Raw genomic sequence first — 18165 nt, 5'->3', positions numbered from 1 at the left:
CTCAGTTTTCCCGGGCGTCTCAGAACCGGAAGTCCATCGTGCGCACCCGCTCCAGGTGACGGGCGTGGCGGGCGCGCATCCGGCGCGCCCAGGCGCCGTCGCCGGCCTGTCCCCTGACCAGGCCGTGATGGATCCACGTCGAGCGGCGCACGCCCAGCTGCTTGAGCGTCTGGCCCATGAAGATGCGCTTGATCGCGTTGCCGTTGAGGAAACGGATGTAGGACTTCGGTGAGGTGCTCGTCGTCAGCACATAGGCACGGCGCAGATTGCCCAGTTCACCGTGGACGCCGCGCGCCGACACCGTGTGCGAGAGCCCCTCGCCCTCCTTCATCACCTTGTCGATGAAGCCCTTGAGCATGCCCGGGATGCTGTTCCACCACAGCGGGGTGATGACGATGAGACCGTCTGCGGCGCGCAGGAAGCCGAGGTACCTGGTCACCAGCGGGTCGTGGGTGCCGCCGGAGCTGAACAGGCGCAGCTCCTCGGCGTCGTAGAAGGGCAGGAAACCGTCGGCGTGCAGGTCCATCAGGTCGTACTCGACGCCGTGCTCGTCGAGGTTTGCCGTCACCTGCTCGAGGATGGCGTGGTTGAGACTGCCCTCCCACGGGTGGCAGTAGACGATGGCGATTCTCATGAGGAACGGTTCTCCTTCAAGGATGCGGCGGATACGGGTGCCTGAGCCGGCTCGTCGCCGCTCAGCAGGGCGGCCAGGGTTGCGGACATGAGCGATTCGGGATCGGCCACGAGACCCAGGCGTGTCAACTGCCCCAGCCCGCAGACGAAGCCCCAGAGCTGAGTGAACAGCAGCGAGCCGTCGAGACCGTGGTCAGCCGCCGCGCGTTCCACCGTGGTCAGGGTTCGCTGGGCCAGGGGATAGGGTCCCTCGTCATCGGCGAGCGGATAGGACAGGACGAACTCGAGGAGCCTGCCCTGCTCGCGCATGAGGTCGATGAGCCCGCGACCCAGTTCCAGCAACGCGTCGTACGGGGCGAGGGCATCGATTGTTTCCGCGTCGGGCAGCAGGTCCAGAACCCGCTGTGACGCGGTGCGTGCGACGGCGTTGAGCAGGTCCTCCCGGCCGCCGGGGAAGCACCGGTAGAAGGCGCCAGTGGTGAGCGACAGCTCCGCCATGAGAGGCCTCAGTGAGACCTGCTCGGCGCCGCCTGTGGTGATTCTGGCCAGGGCCGCGTTGATGATCTCAGCCCTGACCGCGTCGGGACCGGGTCTGGTGACCATGCTCCTCCAATGTCGCGGCGTCCATCGTGGGTCCTGCACCTGGTCCGAGGACCGGTGCCCCGCCCCATAAGATAACACTGTTATCAATGTGTTGGGGTCGACGCCCGCCTGAACGACCCGGTTGGCCCTCGTGACCTGTGAACCGATCCCATCGGTGGGGATGCCCGCAAGAAACGCGGGGAGAGAAGGGCGGCGTCGGAATGCAACGATGCGGCCCCGAGGAGGCCGAACCTCCCCGGGGCCGCATCGTGCCCGTTCAGGACTGAAGGAGCGGGTTGTACTTCAGGCTGTTGTAGCGGGCCGGGCACTGCTCGTCCAGCAGGATGCCGTCGGCCAGGTGCCCCTCGCGGCGCAGCTCGTGCAGCCTGGGCACGAGACGGTCACGCACGTGCCAGGGATCGATCGTATTGAGGTAGACCTTCGTGCCGCCTTCGAAACCGGCCAGCGTCGAGACACGCCACTTGAGGTTGATGTGCCAGGGCATCGGGACGTCCATGTCGGGGGAGCGGTGATGCCATTCCTCGTTGCAGGGCACCTCGGTGCCCGTCGCGGCGTGGATCGCGTGCAGCAGGGCCGACATGTCAGCAACCTCTTCGGGGCTCTGCAGCCACGGCTCGCAGGTGCTCGACTTCGAGTAGATCTCGACCGTCGGGTAGCGGTGCCCGAACCCGGCGAAGGCGATCGCCGAGTCGTTCTCGGCGATCACCAGATTGTGCTGCACGGCCTCGTTGAGCACGTACTGGTTGAAGGCGTTGATGTTGGCGCGCAGCGCCGCGACCTCCGCGTTCGTCTGGGCGCCGTGCTCGTCCATCGCCACCAGCTGCTTGTGCAGGTGATCGATGGAGGCCCCAGCCGGTTGCAGCCAGTTCTGGAAGACCGCCACGTAGCGGGCGTAACGGTTCTCCTCGTACAAGTCGTGCAGCGCCTCGATGGTGAAGGCCGTGTACTGCTCGTGCTCCTCGACACTCAGCGAGCCGGACCCGGCCAGCTGACTGCTGTCGGCGGCGAAGTCCATGTAGTGGCGTCGGGCGACGATGACGTCGTGCGAGGACGCGAAGAAGGCCAGCGAGTCCTCGAGCATCTTCTCCTCGCCGACCTCGGCGATCTGGTCGGGGCTCAGCCCCGAGGCGGCCAGCTTCGCCCGGCAGATGCCCAGCAGGTGCTGACGTCCGGCAGGGTCATTCCGGTAGCGCTCGTAGGCGGCCATCACGGACGGTGAGGGACGGTAGTCGTAGTTGGTGCGCCAGTAGCTGAAGCCGAGGATCTCGAAGAGATTCGGCACACGACGGAACTCCGCCACGGTGTCGGTGCGCTGACTCGGCAGGACGCCGGAGAGGGTCTGCCAGCCATCGGCCGTCTTCACGCGGCGCGACTTCGGCGGGGGAGTCTCGGACATCCGTCCCAGACAGAAGACGCAGGCGTGCGTGCTGTCGCCTGGCTGCAGCGGACGGACGTTCTCCGCGGGTCTGGTCAGCGGGCGGTTGCCGCGCCCGGGGACGGTCCAGACCTCGACGCCCGACAGGGGGTTGATCTGCTTGACGGTGCCATCTGGCATGACTCGGATCGGCTCGACATGGTCTTCATTGCCCATGACCGTGATTCTAGGGGCCCGAATCCATGATGTGGGCAGTCCAACCCAATGTGGACAGGTCCCGGCGGGGTGCCCGCCGGGGGATGCGTCGGCGGACGATCATGGACGCCATGAGTTCCCTCCTGCCCGACCAGCCCCGGTACCGGCTGCCCGATTTCGCCCGGCTCGACGCGGCCGCCCACGACCGGATCATCCACGAGGCGATGCGCTCGCAGCGAGCGGTGCTCGACGAACTCGCAGCCAACCCAGACCCGCCGACCGCCGAGAACGTCATCCACGCCTGGGAACTCGCGCAGACGCCCCTGACGCGCGCCCTGAGCGCGTTCATGACCGTGCGCGACGCCGACACGAATGACGATCTCGACGCGCTGGACGAGCGCCTGGCCCCGCAGCTGGCCGAGCACGAGGACGCCATCGCGCTGAGCCGCCCGCTGTTCGACCGGCTGCTGGCCCTCCGGGACGCCGACGCCGAGGGCCGGGCCGAGCTGGACGAGCAGGACCGCTTCTGGCTGTCCGAACGGATTCGCCGGCACCGGCGCAGCGGCGTCGATCTCGCCCCGGACGCCCAGGAGACCCTCAGGGGACTCAACAAGGCCATCGCCACGGCCTCGGCCCGGTTCGAGCGGCTCGTCGTGGCCGGACGCAACGAGGCAGCCGTGCACATCATCGACGAGTCCGAACTGGACGGCCTGTCGCCGGCTCAGCGGCGAGCCGCCGCGGCCGCCGCCACGGAACGAGGGTTGGACGGCTGGCTGCTGGAACTGGTCAACACCACCGGACAGGACTGGCTGGCGAGCCTGGACCGCCAGGACGTTCGCCGTCGCGTCTTCGAGGCCTCAACCCGGCGCGGCACAGGCGGCGACAACGCCACCGGTCGGACCATCATCGAGCTGGCCCGGCTGCGCGCCCGGCGCGCCGAGCTCCTGGGATACGCCTCCCACGCGGCCCTCGTCGCCGACGACGGCTGCGCCCGGACGGTCGACGCGATCGAGACGCTGCTCGCCGACATCGGCGGGCCCGCGGTGCTCCTCGCCCGCGCCGACGAGAAGCGCTACCGGGAGGCCTTCGCGCGGCTCGCCCCGGGCCTGGAGTTCGGCCCCTGGGACTGGGCGTGGACCGCCGCCCGGCTGCGCGCCGCCACGGCCGTCGACGACGCGACCCTGCGGCCATACCTGGAGTACTGGCGTGTGCTGCACGAGGGCGTCTTCGCGGCCGCCCACGAGCTCTACGGGATCACCATGGTCCGCCGCGACGACCTGGCCGGGTACACGAGTGACAGCGTCGTCTTCGAGGCGCACGAGGAGGACGGATCCCCGCTCGGACTGTGCATCGTCGACCCGTGGACGCGCCCCACCAAGCAGGGCGGCGCCTGGATGACCGACCTGGTCTGCGCCGACACCCTGACCGGCGACCGCCCCGTCGTCACGCTCAACACCAATGTGACGCGCCCCGCACCGGGGGAACCGGCGCTGCTCACCTGGGACCAGGTCATCACCTGCTTCCACGAGTTCGGTCACTGCCTGCACGGCCTGTTCGCCGACACCCGCTACGCATCCCTGTCGGGCACGAACACCCCGCGCGACTACGTCGAGTTCCCCAGCCAGGTCAACGAGAACTGGGCATGGCACCCGTTACTGATCGCCCGCTACGCCCGCCACCACGCCACGGGCGAGCCGATCCCCGACGAACTCGTCTCCCGACTGCTCGACGGTCGTCTCGCCGATGCCGGCTTCGAGGACCTCGAGATCCTGGCGGCGATGGGCCTCGACCAGGCCTGGCACACGACGGCGCCGACCCTGCTGCCCCAGGCGCCCGACGGGATCGACGCCTTCGAGACGGCCGCGCTGCGCGACAGGGGACTGGCCTTCGACCTGGTCCCGCCGCGCTATCGCAGCCGCTACTTCTCGCACATCTGGAGCGGGGGCTACGACGCCGCCTACTACTCGTACAAGTGGGCCGAGGTCTACGACGCGGACGCCTGCGCCTGGTTCGCCGAGCACGCCGCCGACGGCGACGGCGGCCTCAACCGCGGCGCCGGGGAGCGTTTCCGCCGCGAGGTGTTGGCCATCGGCGGTTCGGTCGACGTCGCCGAGGCCTACCGTGCGTTCCGCGGCGCCGACCCGGACCCCGCGCACCTGGCGAGACGCAGACGCCGCGACTGAACCGCTTCACCCTGCGTTTCTCGTGAAATGACGCACGAGAAACGCAGGCGTACGCCCCTGATGGTCACAGGTGGGCGGCGAGTAACTCGCCCAGGCTCATCGCGGTGCGGTCGCGCAGGTCCTTCATCTGCTTGCGGCAGCTGAACCCGTCCGCCAGCAGGATCGCGTCCGGCCCCGCGGCGTCGATGGCCGGCAACAGGTCGTGCTCGGCGACCGCGACGCTGACCTCGTAGTGGCCCTTCTCGACCCCGAAGTTGCCGGCCAGGCCGCAGCAGCCGGCCAGGGCGACGACCGTCGCGCCCGTCGACTCGAGCAGCGCCCTGTCGGCCTCCCAGCCGAGCACCGACGAGTGGTGGCAGTGCGGCTGGGCGACGATCGTGTGCCCGCTCAGGTCGGGAGCCTGCCAGCCCTCGGTCCTGGCGAGCAGTTCGGCCAGGGTGCTCACCGCCCCGGTGACGACCTCGACCCGCTCGTCGCCGTCGAGCAGTTCGGCGGCGTCCGAGCGCCACACGGCCATGCAGCTGGGCTCCAGCCCGACGATGGGGATGCCCTGGGCGGCGATCGGGTACAGGACCTCCAGCGCATGCCGCAGGTGACGGCGGGCCCCTTCGAGCTGGCCGGTGGTGATCCACGTCAGGCCGCAGCAGGCGTCCTGCTCGATGACCTGCGGGGCGTAACCGGCGGCGACGAGCGTCTGCACCAGGCCCATCGCCTGATTGCCCTCGAAGGCGTCGGAGAACGAGTCGACCCAGATCGCCACCGGCCGGCCCTCGTCCTGCCGCCGGGCGCGCAGGCTAGCCGCGGCCTCGGAACGGGCCGAGCCGCCGGTGCGGAACCGGGGCATGGGGCGACGCTGATCGACCCAGGCGAGCCAGCGGACGAGGTGCCTCAGCCCTGGGGTCTGCAGGAAGAAGTTGCCGACCGCGCCGGCGTGCAGCCTCGTGACGAGACGCCCCCAGGTGGGCAGCCAGCCCATGGCGAGGTGCGAGCGCGGGCGCGCCCAGAAGCGGTGCCTGAACCTCTCGTACAGCACGCGGGACTTGTAGGCGGCCATGTCGATGCCGGTGGGGCAGTCGCGGCGGCAGCCCTTGCAGGCCAGGCAGAACTCGAGGGCCTCGCCGACCTCGGGGGAGCGCCAGCCGTCGGTGAGCAGCCCGCCGTTGATCATCTCCTGCAGCACGCGGGAGCGGCCCCGGGTGGAGTCCTTCTGGTTGCCCGTGGCCTGGTAGCTCGGGCACATGACGCCGCCCGTGGCGGTCGTGTCGGCCAGGCACTTGCCGACGCCGCTGCACTGGTGGACGGCCCGCGAGAAATCGGGGTCGGCGATGCGCAGCGGGGCGGCGATCGTGGCCGGCACGCGGATGGCCTCGTCCGTGGGATCGGGGTCGACGATCACGCCGGGGTTCATGAGGTTCTCGGGATCGAAGATGTTCTTGACCCGTCCGAACAGGGCGATGGTCTGTTCGGAGTACATGAGCGGCAGCAGCTCGCTGCGGGCCCTGCCGTCCCCGTGCTCGCCGGACATCGAGCCGCCGAAGCGGGCGGCCAGGGCGCCGGCGGCCAGCATGAAGTCGTGGTACCGCTCGGTGCCGCCGGGGCTCTCGAACGGGAAGTCGATGCGGCAGTGCACGCAGCCGTCGCCGAAGTGGCCGTACGGCAGGCCGTGCAGGCCGTGATCGGCGAGCAGCTGGTTGAAGGCGGTGAGGTACTCGCCGAGGTTCTCGGGCGGAACGGCCGAGTCCTCCCAGCCTGCGTAGGCGGGGTTCTCGAGGGCGACGCCGGCCAGACCGGCGGCGTCCGAGCGGATGCCCCACAGCCGGCTCGCCCGCGCCGCGTCGTCGACCACCCAGCCCTCCATGGCCCCGCAGCCCGAGGCGACGCGCCTGGCGCGGTCGGCGACCTCGCGTGGATCGTCGCCGACGAGCTCGACGAAGGCCCAGCCCTCGCCGCGCGGCAGCGGCGGCACCGCCGACGGGCCGAGCCGGTCGGCGACCAGCTGGACGAGCCTGGAATCCAGCCCCTCGATGGCCGTGGGGCCGTACCCGAGGATGGTCGTGGTGGCGGCGCCGGCCTCCTGCATCGTCGGATAGCCCAGCGCCACCATCGTCTTGTACGGGGCGTCGGCGACCAGGCGGACGGTCGCCTTCGTGATGAGGCCGAGCGTGCCCTCGGTGCCCGAGAAGAATTTCGCGGTGTGACGTCCCCGCTCGGGCAGCAGGTGCTCCAGCGAGTAGCCCGAGACCTCGCGCGTGAAACGGCCGCACTCGGTGCGGATGGGGGCGAGATTCTGGTCGACGAGGGTGGCCAGGCGGCGGGACGGCTCGCTGGACGCATCCTGCTCGCCCAGACGCACACGTTCGCCCGTGCCCGTGATGACGTCGAGCTCGAGGGTGTTGTCGGCGCTGCGACCGTAGCCGAGAGCACGCGGGCCGCACGCGTTGTTGCCGATCATGCCGCCGATCGTGCAACGGTTCGAGGTGGACGGGTCGGGGCCGAAACGCAGGGCGAAGGGCCTGGCAGCGGCCTGCAGTTCGGACTGGATCACACCGGGTTCGACTGTTGCGGTCCGCGCGTCGGGGTCGACGTCGATGATGCGGCGCAGGTGCCGGTTCATGTCGATGACCAGGCCGGGACCGACCGCGTTGCCCGCGCAGCTGGTGCCCGCGCCGCGACCGGTGATCGGAATGCCCACCTCGAGGGCGGCGCCGACGAGCGTCCCGAGTTCGTCGACGTCCCGGGGCGCGGCCACGACCTGCGGCACGATGCGGTAGACCGAGGCGTCGGACGAGTAGACGGCGCGGGTGAGAGCGGAGTCGTCGAGGCAGTTGCCGGCGCCGAGCACCGCATCGAGCGCCCTGGCCTTGTCCGCCGACTCCCGGGACAGGACCTGCAGACGACTCGTTTCCCGTGCTGGTGCGCTCACGGGCACCAAGTGTGCCACCAGGCGGTGACGCATCCCGACGCGTCCCAGGCCATCCGCCGATGCCCCGCCCGGGGCGCGTCGTCCAGCGTGTCCGAGGGTTCTCGCGCCATCGATGGCGCGGCCCCCTCAGCAGTGCGCGTAGGAGTCAGTGGGCAGGTCTCTCAGGACGGCCGCCATGACTCGTCCGACCGCCTTCAGGTCCTCGGGGTCCACCCGGTCGATGAACACCTGCCGGACCGACTCGACGTGGACGGGTGCTGCCGCCTGCAGCAGCGCCATGCCGGCCTCGGTGAGCTCGGCGATGATGCCGCGGCGGTCCTCGGGGGCGCGCCTGCGGGTGACCAGGCCGCGTTTCTCCATCCTGGAGACGGTGTGGGTGAGCCGCGACCGGGACTGGTAGGTGTTCTCGGCGAGCGTCGACATGCGCAGCGCATGGGGCTCCGACTCGGAGAGTCTCACGAGGATCTCGTACTCGTTGATGTCGAGATCGAACTGACGCAGGGCGACACCCAGCTGGGCGAGGATGTAGGCGCTGCCCGCCAGGCAGCTGCGCCAGATCACCTGCTGCTCATCGTCAAGCCAGCGGGGGTAGGAGACATCTTCCATGATTAACATCCTATGAGAGCTCACAGGTTTGGTTAAAACATGAAGCTGTTTTCTGCAACATGTCACCGAGGAGTTTGTCTGTACGTGCCGTGGCTCGTCCTCGTGGATTCTTCCGAGGACGAGCGGCGGAGTCGATAGTCTGGAGAGCAGGGATCGAACCCCAGGACTCACCTCGATGGAAGGCGGCCTCATGGCGGACGTTCGCGAACGGATCCTCGCCGAGTGCGAGCCCAGCTACCCGGCGATGTTCAGGGCCCGCGCAGCCGTCGCCCCCGACGCCGTGGCCTACCAGGTGCCCCTCTACACCGAACCCGAGCAGTGGGTCGACATCACCTGGAACCAGGCCGAACGCGAGGTCGACGAACTCGCCGCCGGCTTCGTCGCGCTCGGATTGGGCGGTGAGGAACGCGTGGCCATCGCGGCGATGACCCGCATCGAGTGGATTCTCGCCGACCTGGCCGTCGCCTGCGCCGGGGGCGCCACGACGACCGTCTACCCCAACACCAAGCCCGATGACGAGCTGTTCATCCTGCGCGACTCCGAGTCGGTCATGGTCGTGGCCGAGAACTGGATCCAGGCGCAGAAGGTCATCGGGTTGTCCGAACTCGACGAGCAGATCCGTCACATCGTCCTCATGGACGACGACCGTCCCGCCGGGTACGTCGACGACCGTCTCGTCACCTGGGAGCAGCTGCACGAACTGGGCCGGGGGCACCTGGCCGCCAACCCGGGCGTGCTCGACGAGCGTCTGGCCCTGATGGGTCCGGAGACGCTGTCGACCCTCATCTACACGTCCGGCACCACGGGCCGTCCCAAGGGCGTCGAGCTGCCGCACCGCTGCTGGACCTACGAGGGGCATTCCATGCGCCTCATGTGGGACGGTGTCGTCGACGAGAACGACTCGCTGTACCTGTGGCTGCCGCTGTCGCACGTCTTCGGCCGTGACCTCGTCGCCGCCCAGCTCGCCATCGGCTTCCGCATGGTGGTCGACGGGCGCATCGACCGGATCGTCGAGGGCATGGGCGAGACCGGCCCGACCATCCAGGTGGGTGTTCCGCGCATCTACGAGAAGATCCGCGCCACCGTCATGACGATGAACCCGTCCAAGGGCCTCAAGGGCCGTGTCGCGCGCTGGGCCTTCGCCGTCGGACGAGAGTCGCGGAGCTACCGTCTGTCCGGTCAGAAGCTGCCCTGGCCGGTCCGCACCCGCTACGCGCTCGCCGACCGGCTGGTGTTCGGCAGGCTCAAGCAGACTCTCGGCGGCCGGATCCGCTTCATGATCTCGGGTTCTGCCAAGCTGTCGGCTCAGGTGCAGGAGTGGTTCTACTCGGCGGGCATCACCGTCATCGAGGGCTACGGCGCCACCGAGACCGCTGCCATCGCGGCCGTGAACGTCCCCAACAAGCCCAGGTTCGGCTCCGTCGGCCCGGTCACCCTCGGCATCGAGCACAAGCTGGCCGAGGACGGCGAACTGCTGCTGCGCGGCCCGACGATCGCCACCGGCTACCACAACATGCCCGAGGAGACCGCCAAGGCCTTCACCGACGGCTGGTTCCACACCGGCGACATCGGCCAGTTCGACGAGGACGGCTACCTGCGGATCACCGACCGCAAGAAGGACCTCATGAAGACCTCGAACGGCAAGTACGTCGCCCCGCAGAAGGTCGAGTCGACGCTGCTGGCCAATGTGCCGTACATCAACCAGGCCGTCGTGAGCGCCGAGGGGCGGCCGTACGCCGTTGCGCTGCTCACCATGGACCGCGCCGACCTGCTCAGATGGGGCAAGAATCACGGCCACGGCGGCGATGACTACGCCACGTTGTCCCAGCTGCCCGAGATCCGGGCCTCGATCGACCGCTTCGTGCGCCGGGCCAACGCCCGGTTGGAGCGTTGGGAGACCATCAAGCGCTACGAGATCCTCGACCACGAGTTCAGCCAGGACAGCGGCGAGCTGACACCCAGTCTCAAGGTCAAGCGCAACGTCGTGCTGGAGCGCTACGCCGACACGATCGACGCCCTGTACGAGCAGGACTCCCGCTCCGACCTCACCACTGACAGCCACGGGGCCTGAAACCATGGCCTTCTTCACCGTCGACATTCCGTTGCGCTGGTCCGACCTCGACCCGCAGGGCCACATCAACAACGTGATGACGATCGACTTCACCCAGGAGGCCCGGGCCCGTTTCATGATGGACTCGAGGGCCCCCCAGCTGCTCGTCGACGGCTGCGTCATGGTCAGCCAGCAGGTCGAGTACCTCAGGTCGATGCTCTACTCCGATGAGCCGCTCACCGTGGAGTTCGGCACCGTCGAGGTGCGAGCGGCCCGCTTCATCATGGGCTATCGCATCTGGCACGAGGGGCAGTTGCGTGGCCGGGTCCGCACCGCGATGTGCCCCTTCGACTTCGAGGCCCAGCGGTTGCGCCCGCTCACCGCCGACGAGCGCAGGGCCCTCACCGACATCGCCATCGAGGGCGAGGCGCGCTGGCGCCCGCTGCCCAAGGCCCGGCTGCGCGGGCGCGGCGAGCCGACCAGGCTCTTCGCGCGCTGGAGCGATCAGGACCGGTACGGCCACGTCAACAATGTGCGCACCATCGACTGGATCCAGCAGGCCCGCATCGAGGCGACCACCGCGATCGACCCGTCGATGGCCCGTGCCGGCATGGGCCGGGGCGCCTCGGCGGGCAACTGGGTGGTGGCCCGCCAGGAGATCGACTACGTCGAGCAGATGCAGTGGCGCCCCGAGCCGTACATCGGCTACACGGCCCCGCTGCACGTGGGGACCACGTCGGTGACGCTCGGCTGCGAGATCTGCGACCAGCAGGCCCCGGACGCCCCGGTGCTCACCCGCTCGCGCACCGTGCTCGTCCACACCGGCGACGACGGCCGTCCGTCACCGCTGTCCGACAGCACCGTGGCTGCCATGCGCGCCCGTCTCGTCACCGACTGAGTAAGATCAGGGCGCGTCCCGCTCCGAACCCTGTTCGTCCTGCGGTTCTCGTGCGTCATTTCACGAGAACCGCAGGACGAACTCGTTGCCGGGTCAGCGGCCGTAGCAGCCCTGGTAGACGCAGTCGAAGGGGGCGTTGCCGTGCATGCGGTGCTCGATCGCCGAGACGACGACCTGCTTGGCGGTGCGGGCCGCCTCGAGCGGGGCGGCGCCCTTGGCGATCTCGGCTGTGACGGCGGCCGCCAGGGTGCAGCCGGCGCCGGAGACCCGCTCGCTGCCGATGGCCGGCACCTCGAGCACCTCCATCGTGGTGCCGTCGTAGAAGACGTCGAGTGCCGTGCCGGTGTCGAACAGGGTGCCGGCCTTCGCCAGTACGAAGGGAACGCCCTGGTCGTGGATGCGGCGGGCGCCCTCCTTGAGCTGCTCGACGGTCGTGATCTCGTCCATGCCGGAGAGCACCTGGGTCTCGAAGAGGTTCGGGGTGACCACCGTGGCGTGGGGCAGGATCTTGGCGCGCAGGGCGTTGTCGGTGTCGAGCGCGGCACCCGGCTCCTGGCCCTTGCAGATGAGGACGGGGTCGAGGACGATCTGCTCGAAGTCGTACTGCTCGAGGGCCTGCGCCACGACGTCGATGGTGGTCGGCGTGCCGAGCATGCCGATCTTCACGGCGTCGATGCGGCCGTGAACGGCGACGGCGGCCTCGATCTGGTCGTGGATGACCTGCGGGTCGATGGGCACGAAGCGATGGGCCCAGTCGTTGCCCGGGTCGAACGAGACGATGCACGTCAGGCTCGTGGCGCCGAAGACGCCCAGCTGGGCGAAGGTCTTGAGGTCGGTCTGGGCGCCGGCCCCGCCGGACGCCTCGGAGCCTGCGATGGCGAGAGCGATCTTGGTCATGGTCCCATTGTCGTCCACATCGGGCCAGTGGCTCGGTGAGGTCCGCGACAGACGCCGAGGGCATGCTTTTCCGAACAGGATCTGGCCGTTTCAGGCCTGAAAAGCCCGGAAACGGCCAGATCCTGCTGGATTCAGCATCCCTGCCCGGTGTGTCCCGGGACGCGGATCAGTCGATCTTCGTCTCGGAGCGGTCCGCGGTCCACTCGATGTGGTAGTGGCCGGGCTCGTCGACGCGCTCGTAGGTGTGCGAGCCGAAGAAGTCGCGCTGGGCCTGGGTGAGGGCCGCGCTCACCCGCGGGGCGCGGGCCATGTCGTAGTAGGCGAGGGTGGCGCTGAACACCGGGGCGGGCACGCCGGAGGCGGCGGCCAGGGCCACGACGCGGCGCCAGGCGTCCTGGTTGGCGGCCATCTCGGGGGCGACCGAGGTGGAGCACATGAGCGAGACCAGGCCGGGGTCGGCCGTGTACTCCTTGCGGATCCGTTCGAGCAGCGCGGCGCGGATGATGCAGCCGTCGCGCCAGATGCTCGCGGCCTGGGCCACGTCGATGTCCCAGCCGAACTCGCGGCCGCCGGTGCGGATCTCGTCGAAGCCCTGCGAGTAGGAGACGACCTTGGAGCACCACAGCGCCTTGCGGACGTCCTCGACGAAGGCCTCGCGGTCGTCCACGTGGACGGTGCCGTCGGGGCCCTGGAGCGCGGCCCGGCCCGCGGCGCGCAACTCGTCGTGGCTGGACTCGGCGCGGGCGAACACCGCCTCGGCGATGCCGTTGGCGGGGACACCGAGCTCGAGGGCGGTCTGGACGGTCCAGGTGCCGGTGCCCTTCATTTGGGCGCGGTCCTTGATGATCTCGACCAGGTCCTTGCCGGTGCGCGGGTCCTTGGCGCGCAGCACCTCGGCGGTGATCTCGATGAGGTAGCTGGACAGGTCGCCGGTGTTCCACTGGGCGAAGACGTCGGCGCACTCGTCGTTCGTCAGGCCGGCGCCGCGCAGCAGCTGGTAGGCCTCGCCGATGACCTGCATGTCGGAGTACTCGATGCCGTTGTGGATCATCTTGACGAAGTGGCCCGCCCCGTTCGGCCCCATCCAGGCGCAGCACGGCTCGCCCTCGTAGTGGGCCGAGATGTCCTCGAGCATCGGCCCGATGATCCGATAGGACTCCGGGGTGCCGCCGGGCATGATGGCCGGGCCCGTCAGGGCGCCGTACTCGCCGCCGGAGATGCCGGCGCCGACGAAGTGGAAGCCCTTCGCCGAGATCTCCTGCTCGCGGCGGATGGTGTCGCGGAAGTAGGCGTTGCCGCCGTCCATGATGATGTCACCGGGGGACAGCAGGGGCAGCAGGGTCTCGATGGTGGCGTCGGTCGGGCCGCCCGCCTTGACCATCAGGATGATCGAGCGCGGGGTCTGGATCGACTGCACGAACTCCTCGGCGGTCTTCGCCGGGATGAAGTGGCCCTCCGACCCGTGGTCCTCGATGAGGGCCTGGGTCTTGCTGTAGCTGCGGTTGTACACGGCGACCGTGTACCCGTGATGGGCGAGGTTGCGGGCCAGGTTCGACCCCATCACGGCCATGCCGACGACACCGATGTTCGCCTTGGCGGGCTGTTCCGTCATTGAAGATCTCCTCGTGGTTGCGAGAGCCGCCGCCCCGGGGGCAGCGCATACCCGCGCTCATCCTGCCATCGCACGCGTCCGCCGCGCCCGGGTTGCCACTGTCTTGCCCGCGTGCCGGAGGCGACGAATGACGATAAGGTGCTGCCGTGAGCGACACGCCAAGAGACGAGGGATCCTTCGGGCTGCCCAAGCAGACGACCATCTATGACGTCGCGAAGGCGGCCGGCGTCAGCCCCTCCACCGTCTCCCGCACGTTCAGTCGGCCCGGTCGCGTCTCGAACCGCACCGCCGAGCACATCCGCAAGGTCGCCGCCGAGCTCGGCTACCGCACCGACCGCGTCCAGCAGCAGGCCGTACCCGCGCACACGCACATGATCGGCCTGGCCGTGTCCGACGTCACCAACCCCTTCTTCTTCTCGCTGCTGCGCGGCGCCGAGCAGGTCTGCACCAAGCACGGCTACTCCGTGATGCTCTTCGACGCCCAGGAGTCGGGCTCCCACGAACGCGAGATCTTCGAACGCGCCCTGCCCGTCCTCGACGGCGTCATCATCGCGAGTTCGCGGCTGTCCGACACGGCGCTGCGCGGCTTCGCCAAGAAGGTGCCCACCGTCGTCCTCAACCGCGTCGTCGCAGGCCTGCCCTGCGTGGTCAGCGACTACGAACGCGGTGTGCGCAGGGCCCTGGAGCACCTGGCGGGGCTGGGGCACCGCCGCGTCGCCTACATCGCCGGACCCCCGGCGTCCTGGGCCGACGGCGCCCGCTGGCGGGCCTTCCACGAGGCCTCCTCCGCCCTGGGCATGGTCGACAGCCGACTCGGGCCCGTCATGCCGACCGTTCGGGGCGGGGAGCAGGCCCTGCCCCAGATCCACGAGCACAAGGTCACCGCGGTCGTCGCCTACAACGACCTGATCGCCATCGGCGTCCTGCGCGGCATGGCGGCCGCCGGCGTGCGGATCCCCGACCGGCTCAGCGTCATCGGCTTCGACAACATCTTCGCCTCCGACCTGGTCACCCCGCGCCTCACCTCGATCGCCTCGCCCCTGGGCCTGGTGGGCGAGAAGGCGGCCCGCAGCGTCATCTCGCTCGTCGAGCACCACGACGAACCGGCCGACTTCATGGAGCCGCTGGTCATGCCGATGCGCCTCATCGAACGCTCCTCCACCGGCCCGGCCCGCACCGGGGCCTGAACGCCACCGGCCTGCGTCCGGCCCGTCAGCCGGCCGGTTGGACGCCGGTGACGGTGAAGGGGCCGTCGGCGCCGTCGATCCCGCCCGAACGCAGCCGGTAGAGCACCTCGCCGGCGTCGGGGATCACGGTGACACCGGGCCGCCCGGCCCACTCGTCGGGGTCGATCGCCGCGGGGTCGCGGTAGCCGAGGTTGACCGCCTCGCAGACCTCCCGGGGGATGCCGGTGGCCAGCGTGACGTGCACCCGGTCGGCCTCCACGCCGGTGAGCGGGTCGTAGGACCCCAGGCCGCGCAGATGAGTCGAGTGCGCCAGCACGCCCCACGGCAGCTGCCGGAAACGGTCCCACTGCTTCACGAAGTAGTCGCGGCAGTGGTAGCCGATCTCGTAGATCTCGTCGTGCACCTGGCTCACCTCGGTGATGTGGGGGGCGTAGATGATGACCTCCCCGCCGGCGGCGACCGCGGGCTCCAGCTTGTAGAAGCCCTTCGCGGCGGTCCAGATGTCGTGGTAGCGGTCCGGTATGACGCTCAGCACCGTCCGCATCGGCTCGTCGACGTACTCGACATGGGTCTGCGCACCGATCCTCGCCTGGGCGTACCAGGCGTCCTCGGGGGAGCCGATCGAGACCGATTCCAGTTCGGTCGTGTGCGAGCGGACGACGAAGGCGATGCAGTAGCGCTCGCCGGGGATCATGGCGGCGCCCTCGTTGATCATGGCGCGCACCGGCGTGACCGTCGGGGTGCCGATGATGTGCGAGCTGGTGATCAGCGCGCCGACCCAGTGGGTGCGGGAGATGAACTCCTCCTGGGCCACGCCCGGGATGAAGTACTTGTTGCCGCCCGACATGCCGACGACCTCGTGCGGCAGGACCGGGCCGATGACGAGCTTCACGTCGGCCTCGACGACACGGCGGTTGATGAGGACGTCCGAACCCTCGCGGAGCCGGCCGTCGCTCAGCTCGGCCATGCGCTCGCCGCTGATGCGCCCGACCCCGACGAGCATGCCGGGGTCCTTCCACTCGTGGTTGATGATCTCCATGCCCGGATAGACCTCGGCCGGGTCGGCGCCGGGCTCACCGGTCGTCCACTCGGCGATCTTGGCCCGGCTCATGTACTCGTGGGTTCCCAGGGCGATGACGCAGACCAGCTCACGGGCGCGGCCGACCAGGTTGCGGTGGACGATGCGCAGCAGCCGGGGGAGCGGGCACGAGCGCGTGTCGTCCGGGATGACCAGCGCCACGGACCTGCCGTCCACGTCGAGCCCGGCCAGCTGTTCGGACAAGAAGGAGTCGAGCGCCTCGGTACCGACCGTGCAACCGGCTCCGCCAATCGTCTGACACTCCATCGCGTCATCCCTCCCGCGTCGCGGGGCAACGAGACCGCCCCGCCCGGTTCCCCACGGAACCCGCCCTCACGCTAGCCCAGGCGGGGGTTCCGCGCGAGTCCGTGAGGCGGGCGGGGACGAGTTTCAGCCGGATCCGGCGGCCCATCGCGCAACCGATGGCAACACTTCGGCGCAATCCTGGGCAACACGAGGCGGCGGTGATGCGCCGGCGGCACCATAGCGCCATGGCTTCACCGTTGACCCTCCATGACGACCGCCTGTTCCCGGCCGATCCCGGAACGCGCGAGGTCGCGCGCCGGATCTACGCCACCACCCGAGAGCTGCCGATCATCTCCCCCCACGGGCACGTACCGCCGCGCTGGATCGCCCGCAACGAGCACTTCGGGAACCCGACCAAGCTCCTGCTCACGCCCGACCACTACATCAACCGCGTCCTGCACGCGAACGGCGTCGAGCTGTCCGAGCTCGGCGTCGGCCGGGGCGACGAGATGACCGAGGCGGACAACCGGAGGGCCTTCCGCCTGCTGTGCGAGCACTGGGCCGACTTCAACGGCACCGCGATGCGTTACTGGCTGGTCGACCAGCTGGTCGGCATCTTCGGTGTCGACGTGCGTCCGAGCGCCGCCACCGCCGACACGATCTACGACACCATCGCCGCCAGGATCGACGAGCCCGACTTCCGCCCCCGCCAGCTCATGGACGCCTTCCGGATCGAGTTCCTCGCCACCACCGACGACCCCTGTGACGACCTCGGGCTGCACGCCGAGCTGGCCGCCGACGGCGAGTTCAGCGCCCGGCACCGCGTCGTGCCGACCTTCCGCCCCGACCGCTACCTGGAGCCGGCGCGCCCCGACTGGAACGAGCTCGTCGATGCCCTCGGGGCCGCTGCGGGCGTCGACGTCGGCACGCTCGACGGCTACACGCAGGCCATGGCCGAGCGCCGCCGGTACTTCAAGGCCCACGGCGCCGTCAGCTCCGATCACTCCCATGCCGACCTGGTCACCCTGATCCTCGACCACGACGAGGCCGCCAGACTCTACGACCGGGCCCGCCGGGGCCGGGCCACCGCCGACGAGGCCCTGGCCCTGCGCCGTCATCTGTTCACCGACCAGGCCCGCCTGGCCTGCGAGGACGGCCTGACCATGACCGTGCACCCGGCCGTCGTCCGCAACCACGACGCCGGAGCCTTCGCCCGCTACGGCGCCGACGTGGGCGGCGACATCCCCGCCAAGCTCGAGGCGACCCGTGGCCTGCAGCAGCTGCTGAACGCCTACGGCAACGACCCGAATCTCAACCTCGTCCTGTTCACCCTCGACGAGGACGTGTACAGCCGCGAGCTCGCGCCGCTGGCCGCCTGGTACCGCAGCGTCTACATCGGCGTGCCGTGGTGGTTCGTCGACGCACCCGAGTCGATCATGCGGTTCAAGCAGGACGTCACCGAGATGGCCGGCTTCAGCCGGATCAGCGGGATGGTCGACGACACCCGCGCCTTCTGCTCGATCCCCGCCCGCCACGACATGAGCCGTCGCCTGGACGCGGCGCATCTGGCAGGACTGGTCACCGCCCATCGTCTGGACGAGGACGAGGCCCTCGACCAGGCGAGGGCACTCGTGGTGGACAACCCGACGAGGATCTTCAAACTGGGCCGGTGACCCGCA

13 protein-coding genes are annotated in these 18165 nt (G+C 69.6%); 5 read left to right on the top strand and 8 right to left on the bottom strand.

The features are described from left to right. Positions 1-19: 19 nt before the first annotated feature. From PROPJV5_RS02820 to PROPJV5_RS02810, 3 genes are all read right to left on the bottom strand, one after another. Positions 20-634: an NAD(P)H-dependent oxidoreductase gene (locus PROPJV5_RS02820; RefSeq protein WP_119714814.1), complete on the bottom strand. Its 615-nt coding sequence runs from the start codon at positions 632-634 to the stop codon at positions 20-22. After that, positions 631-1236 carry a TetR/AcrR family transcriptional regulator gene (locus tag PROPJV5_RS02815; protein WP_119714813.1) on the bottom strand — a complete coding sequence of 202 codons (606 nt, stop codon included), beginning with the start codon at positions 1234-1236 and terminating at the stop codon, positions 631-633. Before PROPJV5_RS02815 ends, PROPJV5_RS02820 begins: the two co-directional genes overlap by 4 nt. Positions 1237-1492: 256 nt before the next feature. Further along, positions 1493-2827 carry a DUF4921 family protein gene (locus tag PROPJV5_RS02810; protein ID WP_220474309.1) on the bottom strand — a complete coding sequence of 445 codons (1335 nt, stop codon included), beginning with the start codon at positions 2825-2827 and terminating at the stop codon, positions 1493-1495. Between the two features lie 110 nt (positions 2828-2937). Between PROPJV5_RS02810 and PROPJV5_RS02805 the strand changes: the two genes are divergently transcribed. After that, the gene (locus PROPJV5_RS02805; RefSeq protein ID WP_119714990.1) at positions 2938-4989 is read left to right on the top strand and encodes a M3 family metallopeptidase; all 2052 of its coding nucleotides are present in this window, start codon (positions 2938-2940) and stop codon (positions 4987-4989) included. A gap of 64 nt (positions 4990-5053) precedes the next feature. Here PROPJV5_RS02805 and PROPJV5_RS02800 read toward each other — a convergent pair whose 3' ends face one another. Together PROPJV5_RS02800 and PROPJV5_RS02795 are read right to left on the bottom strand one after the other, a co-directional pair. After that, positions 5054-7882 carry an FAD-binding and (Fe-S)-binding domain-containing protein gene (locus PROPJV5_RS02800; RefSeq protein ID WP_420812712.1) on the bottom strand — a complete coding sequence of 943 codons (2829 nt, stop codon included), beginning with the start codon at positions 7880-7882 and terminating at the stop codon, positions 5054-5056. Positions 7883-8038: 156 nt separating this feature from the next. Next, positions 8039-8518, bottom strand: a complete 480-nt coding sequence (locus tag PROPJV5_RS02795; protein ID WP_119714810.1) for a MarR family winged helix-turn-helix transcriptional regulator — start codon at positions 8516-8518, stop codon at positions 8039-8041. A gap of 190 nt (positions 8519-8708) precedes the next feature. Here PROPJV5_RS02795 and PROPJV5_RS02790 point away from each other — a divergent pair, with 190 nt between their 5' ends. Both PROPJV5_RS02790 and PROPJV5_RS02785 read left to right on the top strand, forming a co-directional pair. Further along, the gene (locus PROPJV5_RS02790; protein WP_119714989.1) at positions 8709-10589 is read left to right on the top strand and encodes an AMP-dependent synthetase/ligase; all 1881 of its coding nucleotides are present in this window, start codon (positions 8709-8711) and stop codon (positions 10587-10589) included. A gap of 4 nt (positions 10590-10593) precedes the next feature. Then, complete coding sequence (locus PROPJV5_RS02785) at positions 10594-11466, top strand: acyl-CoA thioesterase (RefSeq protein ID WP_119714809.1); 873 nt, start codon at positions 10594-10596, stop codon at positions 11464-11466. Positions 11467-11559: 93 nt separating this feature from the next. Here PROPJV5_RS02785 and PROPJV5_RS02780 read toward each other — a convergent pair whose 3' ends face one another. Both PROPJV5_RS02780 and gndA read right to left on the bottom strand, forming a co-directional pair. Next, positions 11560-12363 carry a hydroxymethylpyrimidine/phosphomethylpyrimidine kinase gene (locus PROPJV5_RS02780; RefSeq protein WP_119714808.1) on the bottom strand — a complete coding sequence of 268 codons (804 nt, stop codon included), beginning with the start codon at positions 12361-12363 and terminating at the stop codon, positions 11560-11562. Between the two features lie 166 nt (positions 12364-12529). Continuing rightward, entirely contained in the window at positions 12530-13975 is a 1446-nt protein-coding gene (gene gndA / locus PROPJV5_RS02775) for an NADP-dependent phosphogluconate dehydrogenase (RefSeq protein ID WP_119714807.1), read from the bottom strand. Positions 13976-14121: 146 nt separating this feature from the next. On the opposite strand from gndA, the gene PROPJV5_RS02770 reads away from it, so the two are divergent. After that, complete coding sequence (locus PROPJV5_RS02770) at positions 14122-15162, top strand: LacI family DNA-binding transcriptional regulator (protein ID WP_239018368.1); 1041 nt, start codon at positions 14122-14124, stop codon at positions 15160-15162. Positions 15163-15187: 25 nt separating this feature from the next. Here PROPJV5_RS02770 and PROPJV5_RS02765 read toward each other — a convergent pair whose 3' ends face one another. Then, positions 15188-16507 (bottom strand): lactate racemase domain-containing protein, encoded by a 1320-nt coding sequence (locus PROPJV5_RS02765; RefSeq protein WP_119714806.1) that lies wholly within the window; start codon positions 16505-16507, stop codon positions 15188-15190. Positions 16508-16731: 224 nt separating this feature from the next. On the opposite strand from PROPJV5_RS02765, the gene uxaC reads away from it, so the two are divergent. Beyond that, positions 16732-18159, top strand: coding sequence for a glucuronate isomerase (gene uxaC, locus PROPJV5_RS02760; RefSeq protein ID WP_119714805.1), 1428 nt, complete (start codon positions 16732-16734; stop codon positions 18157-18159). Positions 18160-18165: the final 6 nt, after the last annotated feature.

Origin of the sequence: Propionibacterium ruminifibrarum, from assembly GCF_900289195.1 — a bacterium.
Classification (GTDB): Bacteria; Actinomycetota; Actinomycetes; order Propionibacteriales; family Propionibacteriaceae; genus Propionibacterium; species Propionibacterium ruminifibrarum.
Note: the sequence above shows the minus strand (reverse complement) of the source record. Positions and strands in the feature narration are given on the sequence as shown.